At 71.1% G+C, this 14,463-nt stretch carries 14 protein-coding genes; 6 read left to right on the top strand and 8 right to left on the bottom strand.

The window, feature by feature from the left end; all coding sequences use genetic code 11:
- Positions 1–118: 118 nt before the first annotated feature.
- Positions 119–613, bottom strand: a complete 495-nt coding sequence (locus ACWD12_RS26245; RefSeq protein WP_358351123.1) for a VOC family protein — start codon at positions 611–613, stop codon at positions 119–121.
- 124 nt (positions 614–737) lie between these two features.
- The gene (locus ACWD12_RS26240) at positions 738–1,445 is read right to left on the bottom strand and encodes a TetR/AcrR family transcriptional regulator (protein ID WP_450101591.1); all 708 of its coding nucleotides are present in this window, start codon (positions 1,443–1,445) and stop codon (positions 738–740) included.
- A gap of 217 nt (positions 1,446–1,662) precedes the next feature.
- On the opposite strand from ACWD12_RS26240, the gene ACWD12_RS26235 reads away from it, so the two are divergent.
- Positions 1,663–3,906 carry an MMPL family transporter gene (locus tag ACWD12_RS26235; RefSeq protein ID WP_450101590.1) on the top strand — a complete coding sequence of 748 codons (2,244 nt, stop codon included), beginning with the start codon at positions 1,663–1,665 and terminating at the stop codon, positions 3,904–3,906.
- Here the strand turns inward: ACWD12_RS26235 and ACWD12_RS26230 are convergent.
- Positions 3,882–4,574 carry a TetR/AcrR family transcriptional regulator gene (locus tag ACWD12_RS26230; RefSeq protein ID WP_358351115.1) on the bottom strand — a complete coding sequence of 231 codons (693 nt, stop codon included), beginning with the start codon at positions 4,572–4,574 and terminating at the stop codon, positions 3,882–3,884. The two genes, ACWD12_RS26235 and ACWD12_RS26230, sit on opposite strands and share 25 nt — an antisense overlap.
- A gap of 196 nt (positions 4,575–4,770) precedes the next feature.
- On the opposite strand from ACWD12_RS26230, the gene ACWD12_RS26225 reads away from it, so the two are divergent.
- Positions 4,771–6,399 (top strand): long-chain-fatty-acid--CoA ligase, encoded by a 1,629-nt coding sequence (locus tag ACWD12_RS26225; protein ID WP_450101589.1) that lies wholly within the window; start codon positions 4,771–4,773, stop codon positions 6,397–6,399.
- Here the strand turns inward: ACWD12_RS26225 and ACWD12_RS26220 are convergent.
- The 3 genes from ACWD12_RS26220 to ACWD12_RS26210 all read right to left on the bottom strand — a co-directional run bounded on the left by ACWD12_RS26220 (position 6,384) and on the right by ACWD12_RS26210 (position 8,792).
- The gene (locus ACWD12_RS26220) at positions 6,384–7,073 is read right to left on the bottom strand and encodes an alpha/beta fold hydrolase (RefSeq protein ID WP_358351109.1); all 690 of its coding nucleotides are present in this window, start codon (positions 7,071–7,073) and stop codon (positions 6,384–6,386) included. The genes ACWD12_RS26225 and ACWD12_RS26220 overlap by 16 nt on opposite strands.
- 74 nt (positions 7,074–7,147) lie before the next feature.
- Positions 7,148–8,083, bottom strand: a complete 936-nt coding sequence (locus ACWD12_RS26215; RefSeq protein ID WP_450101650.1) for an NADP-dependent oxidoreductase — start codon at positions 8,081–8,083, stop codon at positions 7,148–7,150.
- A 250-nt stretch (positions 8,084–8,333) separates the two neighbouring features.
- Positions 8,334–8,792 carry a DUF6069 family protein gene (locus ACWD12_RS26210; protein ID WP_450101588.1) on the bottom strand — a complete coding sequence of 153 codons (459 nt, stop codon included), beginning with the start codon at positions 8,790–8,792 and terminating at the stop codon, positions 8,334–8,336.
- Positions 8,793–8,907: 115 nt separating this feature from the next.
- Between ACWD12_RS26210 and ACWD12_RS26205 the strand changes: the two genes are divergently transcribed.
- Positions 8,908–9,819: a LysR family transcriptional regulator gene (locus tag ACWD12_RS26205; RefSeq protein WP_450101587.1), complete on the top strand. Its 912-nt coding sequence runs from the start codon at positions 8,908–8,910 to the stop codon at positions 9,817–9,819.
- 18 nt (positions 9,820–9,837) lie between these two features.
- Here ACWD12_RS26205 and ACWD12_RS26200 read toward each other — a convergent pair whose 3' ends face one another.
- Together ACWD12_RS26200 and ACWD12_RS26195 are read right to left on the bottom strand one after the other, a co-directional pair.
- Positions 9,838–11,412 (bottom strand): hypothetical protein, encoded by a 1,575-nt coding sequence (locus tag ACWD12_RS26200; protein ID WP_450101586.1) that lies wholly within the window; start codon positions 11,410–11,412, stop codon positions 9,838–9,840.
- The gene (locus ACWD12_RS26195; RefSeq protein ID WP_450101585.1) at positions 11,412–12,551 is read right to left on the bottom strand and encodes an FAD-dependent monooxygenase; all 1,140 of its coding nucleotides are present in this window, start codon (positions 12,549–12,551) and stop codon (positions 11,412–11,414) included. Before ACWD12_RS26195 ends, ACWD12_RS26200 begins: the two co-directional genes overlap by 1 nt.
- A gap of 267 nt (positions 12,552–12,818) precedes the next feature.
- On the opposite strand from ACWD12_RS26195, the gene ACWD12_RS26190 reads away from it, so the two are divergent.
- The 3 genes from ACWD12_RS26190 to ACWD12_RS26180 all read left to right on the top strand — a co-directional run bounded on the left by ACWD12_RS26190 (position 12,819) and on the right by ACWD12_RS26180 (position 14,262).
- Entirely contained in the window at positions 12,819–13,130 is a 312-nt protein-coding gene (locus ACWD12_RS26190; protein ID WP_450101652.1) for a hypothetical protein, read from the top strand.
- Positions 13,102–13,545: a tyrosine-type recombinase/integrase gene (locus ACWD12_RS26185; RefSeq protein ID WP_450101584.1), complete on the top strand. Its 444-nt coding sequence runs from the start codon at positions 13,102–13,104 to the stop codon at positions 13,543–13,545. Before ACWD12_RS26190 ends, ACWD12_RS26185 begins: the two co-directional genes overlap by 29 nt.
- Before the next feature lie 315 nt (positions 13,546–13,860).
- Complete coding sequence (locus tag ACWD12_RS26180; protein WP_450101583.1) at positions 13,861–14,262, top strand: hypothetical protein; 402 nt, start codon at positions 13,861–13,863, stop codon at positions 14,260–14,262.
- The last annotated feature ends 201 nt before the right edge of the window (positions 14,263–14,463 follow it).

The following is a 14,463-nucleotide window of genomic DNA, read 5'->3' as shown; positions in this document are numbered from 1 at the left end:
GCTTTGACCGCCGCTCTGACCAGAAAGTTGGTTTCCGAGTTGGTCGCCGAGTTGGTCGCCGCTCCGACCGTCGCGCCGGTCGCCTCGCGGGCGGCCTGGGCCCGGTGCGCGCCGGGCGTCACTCGCCGGCGTACGCCTTGCGCAGGGTGTCGAGGTCGATCTTCGACATCTTCATCATGGCCTCGGTGGTACGGCGGGCCTTTTCCGGGTCGGGGTCGGTCATCAGGTCGATGATCTCCGCCGGGAAGACCTGCCAGGACAGGCCGAACTTGTCCTTGAGCCAGCCGCACGGGCCCTTCTCGCCGCCCTCGGACAGCTTGTCCCAGTAGTAGTCGACCTCGGCCTGGTCGGCGCACGGGATCTGGAAGGAGACGGCCTCGTTGAACGTGAACTGCGGGCCCCCGTTGAGGCCGACGAACTTCTGTCCGTTGACCTCGAACTCGACCTCCATGACGTCGCCCGGCTTGCCCATCGTGCCCTCGGGGTAGTCACCCTCGGGGTACCGGGCGATGCGGCCGATGGAGCCGTTCTTGAAGATCGACAGGTAGTGCGCCGCGGCCTCCTCGGCCTGGCCGTCGAACCAGAGACATGCGGTGAATCCGCCGCCGGTCATGAGTGCCTCCTGCTTGGTTTCGTGCGCGAATGTGCCGTCTCTCTATGGACTCACCCGCGCACGGGAACTCATCGGTGCCGCGCGGACTTTTTCCCCGGATGCCGGGCGGCGTGCCTCGGCCGGCTCAGCGGCCTTCGCCGCGCGGGCCCCGGCAGAGCCCGAGGGTCGTCTCCACCAGCACGTCGAGGGCGCGCCGCGCGTCCTCGGCGGTCCCGTCGGCCGTCTCGTCGGTGCCCGTCCCGGTCTTGTTCTCGGCGCTGCGCCCCGTGCCGTCCCGGGAGCCGGCCTCGGCGTCGGGTGCCGGCTGGAACAGCAGGTACCGCTGGATGAGGCCGTCCAGTGCGGTCAGGAAGTGGATCGCGATGTCGAGCGCGGGGGTGGCCAGCTCCTGGTCCGCCTCGGCCGCGAGCCCGGTCAGGATGTCCGCGGCGGTCCGCTCGATGGTCCGCTCGTGGGCCCGCATGATGTCGCGGAGCTCGGGGTCGCGCAGCGCCAGCACCGTGAACTCGGTGAGCAGCGTGCTGCGGCCCGGCTCGGCACGGACCCGCGCCCACAGGGCGTGCGCGAGCGTACGCACCTGCTCGTCGAAGCCACCGCCCTCGGGCAGCGCGGACACCGCCACCTGGTCGATGTACTCGGAGGTCAGCGTCTCGACGACGGCCCGGTACAGGTCCCGCTTCGAACCGAACGTGTAGTGCACGGTCGCCTGGGCCACGCCCAGTTCCGCCGCGATGGCCCGGGTGCTGCCGGCCGCGATGCCCTCCCGCGCCATGAGCCTGACGGCGGCCTCGATCAGCTGCGGGCGCCTCTCGGAGGCGGGGACGTGGGCCATCGGGCCAGGGTATCCGGCTGATCGGGGAAACCGGTCGGGCGCCCGGGCCGGCGCTCTCCCGACGAATGACTTCTTGTTCGCATGCCCAGGTCAAGTGACTATGTTGTCTGACTTTGTTATCCGACTTGATTGCTCGACTTTGTCACTTGAACATGTTGCGCGTACGGTGGTCGCAAACGCTCCGGTCCCCTGCCTGGACCCGACGAAGGGCTGACGCATGGCCACGTACCTGTACCGCCTCGGCCGCTACTGCCATGACCGGCGTCGCGCCGTGCTCGCCGCCTGGATCGCCGTGCTCCTCGCCGCGGTCGCCGCCGCGGGCGCGTTCGCGGGCTCGACCAGCGACGAGTTCAAGGTCCCCGGCACCGAGGCACAGCGCACCCTCGACCGTGTGAAGGAGGCCTTCCCGGCCCAGGACCACGGCTCGGCCCAGGTCGTCTTCGCCGCCGACGCCGCGGGCGGCGCCGACACGCCGGAGTCCCGTGCGGCCGTCTCGGCGGCCGTCACCCGCATCGCCGCCGCCCCCGGTGTCGCCGCGGTGCCCGACCCGTACACGACCGGCGCGGTGTCACCGGACGGACGCATGGCCATCGCGCTGGTCGAATTCGACCGCAGCCTGGCCGATGTGACGGACCGTCAGCGCGACGCGGTGCGCGATGCGGCCGAACCGGCGGGCGACGCCGGGCTCGAAGTCGCGTACGGCGGCGACGTCTACACCGAGATGGCCGTCGTCCACGGCGGCGAGGCGATCGGGCTCGCGGTCGCCGCGGTCGTCCTGCTCGTCACCCTGGGAACCCTGGTGTCCGCGGGGCTCCCACTGCTCACCGCCTTCGTCGGGGTCGGCGTCGCGATGGCCGGAATCCTGGCACTCTCCGGGACATTCGAGATCGTCACCACGGCCCCGGTGCTCGCCCTGATGATCGGTCTCGCGGTCGGCATCGACTACGCGCTCTTCATCGTGTCGCGGCACCGCCGCCACCTCGCCGAAGGGCTGCCGCCCGGCGAGGCGGCCGCGCGCGCCAACGCGACCGCGGGCAGCGCCGTCGTCTTCGCGGGCCTGACCGTCGTCGTCGCGCTCGCCGGACTCGCAGTCGCGGGCGTGCCGTTCCTGACCGTGATGGGCCTGGCCGCCTCGGGCGCGGTCGTGGTCGCGGTGCTCGTCGCGATCACGCTGCTGCCCGCCCTGCTCGGATTCGCCGGCCACCGGCTCAACCGCCTCCCGGTGCGCCGTACGCCCGCGCGGGAGGGCGCGGTCGGCGAGCGGTGGGCGCGATTCGTCGTACGCCGCCCGGTCGCCGTGCTGTTGATCGGCCTCGCGGCCCTCGTCACGCTCGCGCTCCCGACCGCCGACCTGCGACTCGGGCTGCCGGGCGGCGGCTCGCAGGCCACCGGGACGGATGCGCGCGAGGCCTACGACCTGGTCACCGAGGGCTTCGGCGAGGGCTTCAACGCCCCGCTCGTGGTGGCGGTCGACGCACGGGGTGCCGCCGATCCGGGCGCGGCGTTCGGTGCGGTCTCCGACCGGCTCACCGAACTGCCGGGCGTCGCCACGCTGTTGCCACCGACCGTCGACGCCGAGGGCGGCACCGCGCTGGTCACCGTGATCCCGCACACCGGACCGGACGACCCGGCCACCAAGGACCTTGTCGAAGCGATCCGCAAGCAGCGCGGCGACCTTCAGGACACCACCGGCGCGCGCATCGACGTGACCGGGACGACGGCCGCCAACATCGACGTCTCGGCAAAGCTCGGCCAGGCGTTGCCGCCGTTCCTCGCGGTCATCGTCGGCATCGCCTTCGTGCTGCTCGCGCTCGCGTTCCGGTCGGTGCTCGTACCGCTGAAGGCGGTGGTCGGCTTCCTGCTCAGCGTCATGGCGTCACTGGGTGCGGTGGTCGCCGTGTACCAGTGGGGCTGGCTCGACGCCGTGATCGACGTCCCGAAGGTCGGCCCGGTGGTGAGCTTCGTACCCATCCTGCTGATCGGCGTGCTGTTCGGACTCGCCATGGACTATGAGCTGTTCGTCGTGTCGGGCATGAAGGAGCAGTACGCGCACGGCACTTCCGCGCGCGAGGCGGTCGTGGGCGGGGTACGCAACGGCGGACGCGTGGTGACCGCCGCCGCGCTGATCATGGTCTCCGTGTTCGGCAGCTTCGTCTTCGGCCACGACCCGATCGTGCAGCCGATCGGATTCGCGCTGGCGGTCGGTGTCCTGGTGGACGCGTTCGTCGTCCGCATGGCGCTGGTCCCCGCCGCGATGGCGCTGTTCGGCAAGGCCGCCTGGTGGTTCCCGCGCCGGCTCGACAAGGTCGTGCCGCACGTCGACATGGAGGGCGAGCGGCTGATGGCCCGCCTTGCGCGGGACTCCGCGCAGCCGGTGCCGCCCGTCACCAACGCGCTTGATGAGGAAGCGCGTTCGGGTGAATCGTCGGAGGATCGTCAGCCCACCCGCACGCGCGCGTAGCGGTCGGCCAGTCCGTGCAGCAGCGCCTCCAGGCCCGCCTCGAACGCGTTCTCGTTGATCTCGCGCTGCGCGTCCGCGAGCAGATGGGCTTGGCCCAGGTGCGGGTACTCCCCCGCGTACAAGGCGGCGTCGTCCGGGAACCCGCCGGCGAACGAGCCGAGCGCGGACCCGGTGACGAAGTAGCGCATCAGGACCCCGACCCGGGTGGCCTGGGCGCGCGGCCAGCCGGAGCGTACGAGCGAGCCGAAGACGGCGTCGGCCATGCGCAGCGCGTTCGGGCGGCGCGCGGGACCCGGAGCGAGCGCCGGCACGAGGTTGGGGTGTGCGCCCAGCACGGCACGGTAGGAACGCGCCCATACGCGCAACGCCTCGTCCCAGGACGTCGCTTCGGCGGCGTCCTGGGACCGGTCGTCGGCCGCGTCCCGCGCCGCGTCCGCGGACACCCTCGCAAACACGGCGATGTCCACTTCGCCGAGGACCGTGTCGACGACCGCGTCGACGATCTCGTCCTTCGTCGCGAAGTGGTTGTACAGCGCGGGACCGCTGACCCCCAGCTCGGAGGCGAGGCGCCGGGTCGAGAGGACGTCCAGCCCCTCCGCGTCGACGAGGGCCAGGGCGGCGTCGACGATGCGGTCGCGGCTGAGCAGTGGTTGGCGGGGCCGACCCACGATGCGTGCCTCCCTGATGTGCGCCGCTTGTCCCAGTCGGCGTCTCGGATGTGCCTCGGCGGTGCTTTCGGTGCGAGTCGGGGCCGGTGCGCGGCGGCGGCTCTTCCCTGGTGGGGCGAGCAAGTCTATAGTCCAAAATTAGCACTGCTAACTATGTGGACGTACCTTGTCGATCACGGGGAACGGAGCACCACAGATGGCCATGTTGTCCCTCGCCGCCGTGCTTGCCGAGCCGGCCTGGCGCCGACCGGAGCACACCGCCCTCGTCGAGGGAGCACTGCGGATCAGCTTCGCCGAGTTGTGGCGGCAGGCGCGTGCGCAGGCCGCGGCGCTCGAGCGGCTGGGGGTGCGGCCCGGCGACCGGGTGGCCCTCATGGCTCCCAACACCGCCGAGTTCCCCCGCGCCTACTACGCGGTACTCGCCGCGGGCGGCGTCGTCGTCCCGGTCCACCTCCTCCTGACCGTCGACGAGGCCGAGCACGTGCTGCGCGACAGCGGCTCGACGCTGCTGCTGTGCCACGCCGCCCAGGCCGAGACGGGTGCCGCGGCGGCGGCCCGGGTCGGGATCCGGATGGTCACGCTGGGCCCCGACGTACCGGTGCCCGGTGCGGACGGGCGCTTGGAGGACCTGGCCGCGACCGTCGAGCCCCTGCCGACGTACGTGACCCGCGACTCCGAGGACCCGGCCGTGGTCTTCTACACCAGCGGCACCACGGGCGTACCCAAGGGCGCGGTGCTGAGCCACCTCAACATGGTGATGAACGCGACCGTCAACGCCTTCGACACCAACGACGTCCGTGCCGACGACGTCGCACTCGGCGCGCTGCCGCTGTTCCACTCGTTCGGCCAGACCGTGAGCATGAACTCCACGTGGCGCGCGGGCGCGACCCTCGTACTGCTGCCGAGGTTCACCGCGGCCGCCGCGGTGGACCTGATGGCCGAGGAGGGCGTGACGTCGTTCCACGGCGTACCGACGATGTACGTCGCCCTCATCGAGGCGGCCCGGCACGCCGCCCGCCTGCCGAAACTGAGGTTCTGCATCTCCGGCGGGGCGGCCCTGCCGACTTCCGTCCTCGAGGACTTCGAAAAGGTCTACGGCGCGCAGGTGTTCGAGGGATACGGGCTGTCCGAGACGTCGCCCGGGACCACCGTCAACCAGCCCGCGTTCGGTGCCAGGGCGGGCACGGTCGGCCACCCGCTGTGGGGCGTCGAGGTCGAGATCGCCCGCGCGGACCTCGACGAGCGCATCGAACTGCTGCCGCGGGACACGCTCGGCGAGGTCGTCATCCGCGGCCACAACGTCTTCAGCGGCTACCTCGGCCGCCCCGAGGCCACCGAAGAGGCCCTGGTGGACGGCTGGTTCCGGACCGGCGACCTGGGCATCAAGGATGCCGACGGCTACCTGCGGATCGTGGACCGCAAGAAGGACATCGTGATCCGCGGCGGGTTCAACGTCTACCCGCTGGAGGTCGAGGACGTGCTGATGCGGCACCCCTCGATCGCCCAGGTCGCGGTCATCGGCCTGCCCGACCCGGTGCACGGCGAGGAGGTCTGCGCCGTCGTCGTCGTCGACACCTCGGCCGACCGGCCGGCGGACGCCTCGACCGGTGCGACGGGCGGTGCGTCGGGCGGTGCCTCGACCGGTGCCGCGTCCGGTGCGTCCGCGGACCCGAAGCCGACCGAGGACGAGATCGTGGCGTGGGCACGCGAGCGCCTCGGGCGCCACAAGTACCCGCGCCGCGTCGAGTTCGTCGACGAGATGCCGCTGGGGCCCTCGCTCAAGATCCTCAAGCGCGAACTGCGCCGCCGCTACTCGGAGGACTGAGCCCGCGCCGCCGCGTCCAGCAGAACCTTCAGGAGCTCGTCGGGGGCGTCGCGCATCACGTTGTGCGCGGAGTCGACCGCGTGGGTGTGCCACGCGGGGTCGGCCGACAGCCGCTCGTACACCTCGGTGAACGGCGACCCGTCGGGCCAACCCGTCGCATAGACGTAGTCCTTGCCGCGGAAGCGGTCCAGGCCCCCGTCGAGGCGGATCGCCTGCATCAGCGACGCGAGCGGGTGCGGGGTGGCGCGCGGGTCCAGGAACGACATCGGGGCACTGGTGTAGCCGTTCTCGCCCACCCCGTCCAGGTACCACGCACGCTCGTTGTCGGTGACCAACTGCCACACGGACTGGCCGTCTTCGGGCAGCACGGCGTCGACGTACACGAGCCCCGCAACCCGCTCGGGCACGCGGTCGGCGGCGCCGGTGACGACCATGCCGCCGTAGCTGTGCCCCACCAGGACCGCGTCGGTGATCTGCTCGTCCTCCATGTGGTGGACGACGTCGAGGATGTGGGTGTCGAGGTTGACCGACGCGTTGAGCAGGTGTTTTCGGCTGCCGAGTCCGGTCAGTGTGAGCGGATACGCCTCGTGGCCCTCCCGGCGCAGGTCGCGGGCGAGCGGTTCGAAGGTCCATGCGCCGTGCCAGGCACCCGGGACGAGAACGAACGTGGTCATCATGGCCTCCAACAGGTCGAAGCAACTTCCGGAGCGGTCTGAGCGACAAAGGCGGCAGCGACGTCGAGGCGTGCCTAATCCACCACGGAGAGCACGATCTTGCCGGTGGTCCGCCCGCTCTCCGCGATCCCATGGGCCTTCGCAGCGTGTTCGAGCGGCAGCACGGTGTCGACGCGCGGCCGCAGCCGACCGCTCTCCGCCAGCGCCGCGATCTCTCGCATACCCGCGTTGTCGGCTTCCACCGCCATGAATGCGGCACGCAGGCCCAGCGGCTCGGCCTGCTCGGCAAGGCGAGCCTCGGCGGGTGAGGCGAGGGAGACGACGATCCCGCCGGGGCGGAGCGTACGCAGCGAGCGCGGACCGTACTCGCCGCCGATCGCGTCGACGACGACATCCACGTCCCGCACCTCCTCGGCGAAGTCGACCTGCGTGTAGTCGACGGCCTCGTCGGCACCGACCTCGCGCAGGAACCCGTGCTTTGCCCGGCGAGCGGTCCCGATCACGTACGCCCCGCGCGCCTTCGCGATCTGCACCGCAAGGTGCCCGACGCCGCCCGCCGCGGCGTGCACGAGAACCCGCTGCCCCTCGCGGACACCCGCCACATCGACCAGTGCCTGCCACGCGGTCAGCGCCGCGAGCGGCAGGGCCGCGGCCTCCACGTGCGAGAGCGCGGCCGGCTTGCGGACCAGGTGGCGGGCGGGCGAAGTGACGTACTCCGCGTACGTCCCGGCCGGAACCGGATGGCGCGGCATGCCGAACACCTCGTCCCCCGGCCGGAAGAGCGTGACGCCGATACCGACGGCCTCGACCACCCCCGACACGTCCCACCCGAGCCGGATCGGCGCCGCGCCCGCGAGGCCGCCGGTGGCGCGGTGCCACACGTCCGTCGGGTTCACCCCCGCCGCGTGTACCCGCACCAACACCTCCGCGGGCCCCGGCACCGGCCGCTCAACCTCGACGACCCGCAGGACCTCCGGCCCGCCGAACGTGTCCTGACCAATCGCGCGCATCTTCATCGCCGTCTCCTTCTTTCCCCGCCAAATTGGCCCCGCCCGACCGCAGCTCGATCCGGCAGCACCAACCCTGCCCCCCACCGCCTCACCCAACGAGTGGCCCAATAGCCACCCTCCAAAAGAATCCGGCCACCATCACTCAGCCACCCGGGCGCATGGAGTACGGCCGACGAATACGAAACGGCCCCGGGGTTGGTGTCCCGGGGCCGTTCTTTGGGGGGTCGGTTGTGCGGGGTGGGGGCTTGGGTCACCGCTCGATCCGGTCGAGGCGCTTGGCGACCACCGGGATGACCGCGACCGCGACGACCACGTGCGAGAGGACGAGCACGAAGCGCGTGTCACCGTCCATGTACGGCGGCAGGAAGGGCAGGGCCAGCGAAGCGGCCACGACGGCCCAGGTGGTCACCGCGTACGTGCGTCCCGGGCGCTTCGCCCACCGTGCCACCGCGACCGCGAACAGGATGCCGGCCACCGCGACCATCGCGGTGAACCCGACGAAGCCGCCCGCCGGGACCGGCTTGGAGTCCGCGGCCGAAGCCCCCATCTCGAACGAGACGCCGGCGGCGCGCACGATCGCCTCGTAGATTCCCGCGACCGCGAGCCCGCCCAGCGAGGCCAGGCTCGCCACCTTCCAGACCGGTCCAGCCGTGCTCGTCGCGCGGCGCGAAGTTCCAACTGCCGCCCGGGTGTTCATCGTGGTGGCCATCTCATCCTCCGAGGGATTCGCATGTTGTCCGTGCTGTCGAAGGGTTAGACCGGCGGCGCCGTCGGGACTCATCGCTCCGCGGAGGATTTCTTTTTCCGCGGTTGCTCTGACGGCCATGGACATCCCCGGGCTCCGAGCTTTCTGCGCGGTCTGCCGCGAAGGCTCGATCAGTGCGGCCGCGCTCAACCTGGGCTACAGCCAGTCCGCGCTGTCACGCCAGATCGCCGGTCTGGAAGCGGAGCTCAAGACCGCGCTCCTGGAGAGGCATGCGCGCGGCGTACGCCCCACCCCGGCCGGCGAGGCGCTCCTCGACCACGCCGTCCTCATCCTGCGCCGCCTCGAACGCGCCGAACGCGACGTCGCCGCTTCGCACACGTACGCGGTCACCCGCCTCCACGTCGGCACCGTCCCCTCGGTCGCGGCCGGTCTCCTGCCGAACGCGCTGAGCGCTTTCACGGCCGAACACCCGCGTGTACGCGTCGCCTTCACCGAGAACGTCACCCCGAACCTCCTGCCGCGCCTGCTGGACGGCGACCTCGACGTCGCCGTCGTCACGGACTACCCGCCCGGCGTACCCGCACACGACGGCCTCACGATGACGCACCTGTTCGACGACGCCCTCGTGTGCCTGCTGCCCGCCGACCACCCGCTCGCCACCGTCGACCGCAACTCCGACAACAACCGCAATGCCGACACCGTCGACCTGGCCGAACTCGCGCACGACACCTGGGTCGAGGACTACGCGGGCGCGGCCTCCGTCCTCACCGCCGCCTGCGCGCGAGCGGGTTTTGCGCCGCGCATCGACATCGAGTGCGGCAGTTGGCTGGGCAAGCAGGCCTTCGTCGCCGCCGGCCACGGCGTGGCCCTCGCGCCGAGCCTCCTGATCCCCTCGCTGCGCCCGGACCTGGCCGTCCGCTCGCTCACCGACCCGCCGACCCGCAACGTGTACGCCGCCGTGCGTACCCTCCCCGACCCTGCCCGAGAGCAAGCCGCAGCATTCGTCGACGCCCTCCTCGCCTGCGCGTAGCACCCCAGAGGCACCCGCTCACGACGACGGACCTCCGCGGCCCTCGGATCCCGCCGAGGCGCTGTCCTTCGACTCGATCGGGCGCGCGCATAGGTAGGGCCGTGCCAGGTAGAGGGCTACGGCGGACAGCAGCATGCCGATGTAGACCGGGGCCAGGTGCAGGAAGTCGGTGTAGCCGATGTGCGAGTGCACGAGTACCGGAGGGAGGAAGCCGACGATCGCCGACAGGGCGAGCGACCACCAGACCCAGGTCGCCCCGCGGCGCCAACTCCAGGCGCTCACCATGACGATGGCGACCGCGGCCGCCATCAGCGCTCCGCCGAAGCCCGCGCGGTCGTGCGCGATGAAGGAGAGCAGACGCGGGTTCGCGGTCTCCAACTCGTCGGAGGTCGTGTCCAGGAAGACCAGGTCGCTGGGCACGAACACCTCGGTCAGGCCGACCACGGAGACGACCGCGCCGCCGATGAACAAGCCCACCCCCGTGGTGATCATGAGGAGTTGGCCGGTGAGTGCCCGGCGCCGCTCGTGTTCCGGCCCGTCCGGCAGGATCGTCCACCGCGGGCGGGCGGGCGCACGCCACACCGCGGCCAGGAACATCGGGAACAGGACGACCGCGACCGCGGTGTGCAGCGGCTCCACGAAGCCGGTGCCGAGGAAATAGAGCAGTGTCGGGAAGCCGATCAACCCGGAGGCCAGCAAGGCGTTCCGGGCCCAGGGCCAGCCGTGCCGGATCCCGCCGTAGGCAAGGCCGGTGTAGAGGATGCCGATCGCCGCCATCGTGGCGGCCATGGTGATCCGGTCGTGCTGCAGGAACGACACGAGGTGGTGGTTGACGCCGTGCAGATGGCCGCGGTCGATGCCCAGGTAGTCGCGGTCGTACCAGAGCAGTACGGGGCCCAGGGTGATGGCGGCGGCGCCCAGCCCCGCGCCGATCATGCCGAGCCCCACGCACACTCCCCACCACCACGCCGGCCAGCGCCGCGGGTCGGGTCCGATGTCGGCGAGGCGCGGCGCCGGCCGGGTGGGTGTGGCCGCTTCGGCGACCCGCTGGAACCAGCCGGGTCCGGCGTCCAGAAGCACCGCCGGAGCCGCGAGCACCGCCTTGGTCTCGTCCTCCAGCGCGTCCAGCGCGGCCGCGACCACCGGAGAGGTCAGGCGGACGAACTCCGCGTCGTCGCACAGCACGTCGTCGACGTAGGGCCCGAGCGCGGCCGACACCTCGGGGGCGTCCGTCAGCACCAGCACCGGAACGCGTCGGCCTACAGCGGCCGCCCGTACCGCGTCGACATCGGACAGGCCCACCGGCGCGACCACGATCAGCCCGGCGCCCTGGGTGGGCAGCGCGCGCACGGCGTCGTACGCCACCTCGGGCGGCACCATCGCCCCCAGTCGGTTCGCCACCGCGATGCCGGCCACCGAGCCGGCGAGTTCGGCAGGAGGCGGACGGTGGCCGAACGCCCTGGTGACGAACCACCGTCCGACCGGCCGCGACGACAACCTGCCCAGCATCCGCAGCGCCGTACGCTGCGAGCGGCGGACTCCGAGCACGGACCCGGCTATGCCGCGCAGCGGCTGGTACGTCCAGTCCGGCATCAGGGCCGCCAGCCCAGGATCGGCGTCATCGAGCGGAGCGTCAGCGCCGCGGGGGTGAGCCGGGCGGCGAGGTCGCGGCCCAATACCGCGGGGGGCCAGGCCAGTTGGCCGATCGTGCCCATGCGCGCGGAGCGACGTACGACCATCTGGGTCCGCGACCTGCGCGCCTGGTCGTAGCGGGCCAGCGCGGCGTCGACGTCGGGGGCGGCGTCCAGGGAGGCGGCCAGCACCACGGCGTCCTCCAGCGCCTGACACGCCCCCTGCCCCAGGTTGGGCGTCATCGCGTGGGCGGCATCACCCAGCAGCGCCACCCGGCCGCGCACGTAGTCGGGCAAGGGCGGCAAATCGTAGATGTCGTGCCGGAGCACCGCGCTCTCCGGCACCGCGGCCAGCAGGTCCGGAATCGGCTTCGGCCAGCCCCCGAACCGCCGGAGCACCTCGGCCCGCTCACTGCCGGGTGCCTTGCCGCCGGCCGGCACCGTCGCGGTGCCGAAGCAGTAGAAACGCCCGCCCGGGAGCGCGGTGAACCCGAACCGCTCACCCCGCCCCCACGTCGCGGCACCGTCGCCGACCGGCGCGGGCATCGGCTCGGTGATCATGCGCCAAGCCGTGTAGCCCGCATAGCGCGGCGCCGCCGCCTCGGGCCACTGCAACCGGCGAACCGTGCTGTGCAACCCGTCGGCGCCGATCACCAAGTCCACCCGCCGGATGCCGCCACCTTCGACCACGACGCCGTCGCCTTCGTCCCGGATCCCGGTGACCTCGGACGACGCCCGCAGTGTCCCCGCCGGAAGCGCCTCGGCCAGGGCCCGGACCAGGTCGGCGCGGTGCAGGACCACCAGCGGCATGCCGAACCGGCGTTCCAGCTCGGAGTTGTCGGTACGGCTCAGCCACCGCCCCGCCCGGTCGCGTACGCCGCCGCCCGCCTCCACCGCGGCCAGATCCCGGACCTGCCCGTCGAGACCCAGCGCCGCCAGCGCATGCAGCGCGTTCGGCCACAGCGACAACCCGGCCCCGATCTCGGTGAACTCGGCCGCGCGCTCCCACACCTCGATCCGCCACCCGCGGCGCGTCAGGGCCAGAGCTGCCGCCAGCCCACCAATCCCACCACCGACGACTGTCGCAGTACGCCCCGTCATTTCGGCAGCGTACCGACCATCCCCGCGCTACCCGATCAAGCCCCCACCCACGGCCAAAATGGGCGCTACGGGTCAAGCAACCCGCGCTCGGCCGCGACCTCCTGACCTCCCGTCGGCCGAGGCGCACGACCCGGCCTCATCCGAAACTGGCACTGGCATGTCGGCAGGTCAGGCCCGTGGTCACGACCTGGGCGGTCAGGGAGCCAGGCGTACGAGCATCTTGCCGACGTTGGCTCCCCGCATCAGCCCGAGGAACGCCGCCGGCACGTGATGACGCGGCTGACCGTGCCTGAGGTCAACGACGTGTGGACGGACATGCTGTCTCGCAGGCTCAGCCCGAACGCAACCCGAATCGCACGTACCGTCCTGAGGGCTGCGTTCACGCAGGCTGAGCGTGAGGGGATCATCGCGCGGAACGTCGTCGCGTTGTCCAATCCCCCGAAGCTGAATCCGTCTGACGGGCTGAGCCTCACCGTCGACCAGGCGAAGGGCTTGCTACGGACTGAAGTCGCGGCGTTCGCGACGGACCCTGTCCCTGACACCCGAGCTGGTGGCGCTGCTCGTGAAGCACCGGGCTGAACAGAAGTGTGCACGGGAGAAGGCCGGCGAGGCGTGGACGGAACTCGGGCCGTCCTCCCCGAGCGACATCGGTACGCCACTCGACCCGGACAATTTCTCGCACGCGTTCTCACGCATCGCGAAGGGTGCCGGACTCGGTCACTCGCATCCGCACGAGCTTCGTCACTCGAGGGCCTCGCTGATGCTGGAGCAGGGCCCTCCCCTACATGTGGTGTCGGAGATCCTGGGCCATGCGGGGATCGCGATCACGAGGGACGTGTACGGGCACCTGGTCGAAAGGGGACAAGCGAACCGCGGCGGTGTCCTCATGACGCCCATGAAATCGGGCCCTCGGCGGCACGAGGTCACAGGGCGCGGACGTAGCTCGGCTCCCAAAAACCAGGGTCCTGAAGAGGCTCGGGAGCCCAACTCCTGAGCTTGGCTCCCAAGTTGGCTCCCAGGGGAAAGCAAGAGGCCCACTCGACTGATCGAGTGGGCCTCTGAGCTGCTGTGCGCTCGGCAGGATTCGAACCTGCAACCTTTTGATCCGTAGCTCGCGCCAGTCCGGGCAAGGCCGGTCATCGAGGTCTGCACAAGACCGGATCCCAGCGCGTGTGGCCAGTGCCGGGCACCGCGGTTGCTGTACTTCGCTGCTGTACAGCAGCGCCACTCGTTCAGCTCGCGCTCGCGGTCAACGTCGGAACCTCGCGTTAGGTTCGCTGGGCAGACATGCAATCAGCTGGGAGACGAAGTGAACGACGACCCCGAACTGTTCGACGATGACGATGACATGTTCTTCAACGACGATCTCAAGGATCGGGAGGGGGTGGTCTCGATCTGGTTGAACGTCTGTTTCGAGGAGGAGAACAAAGTCATCGGTTGGTACGACCACGACTACGAGGAAGGCGGAGGACTCGGCCGTCCGCAGCCGGTACGCCAGTTGCTGTCCAGTGGCAGTTACTGGGAGACCTGGAGTGAAGCCGCTGTGCGGTCGGCCGAGAGACTGGGCATCTCTGAGGCGCGTTATGTCTGGATGCTGTTCGATCACGAGTATGTTGCCCCCGCAGGACGCTTCGACATCGCTACCGATGCAGAGCGATTCGAGGACGAAACCCCTTACTACTTGGGTTCCTTCCCGTACTCGCGCCATTGATCGATGTCCTGGTCATCCGTGAACGCGCCTGCGTCGGCTCGTGCGGTGACTTGTGGGTGGATCGCCGTGTCTGTGCTCGTTTCGGTTCCTCGTGACCCCCGGGCTCAGGGACGTCACCACGAATGCCCACGGCCGCCCGGCCGGTGGGGGACCGCCGCGGCCCGGGGGCCCCCCCCCCCCGCCGGCGGGCCCCCCCCGCCC

The organism is Streptodolium elevatio, from assembly GCF_053592165.1.
The sequence above is the reverse complement of the archived record's forward strand: the minus strand, read 5'-3'. Positions and strand labels throughout refer to the sequence as shown.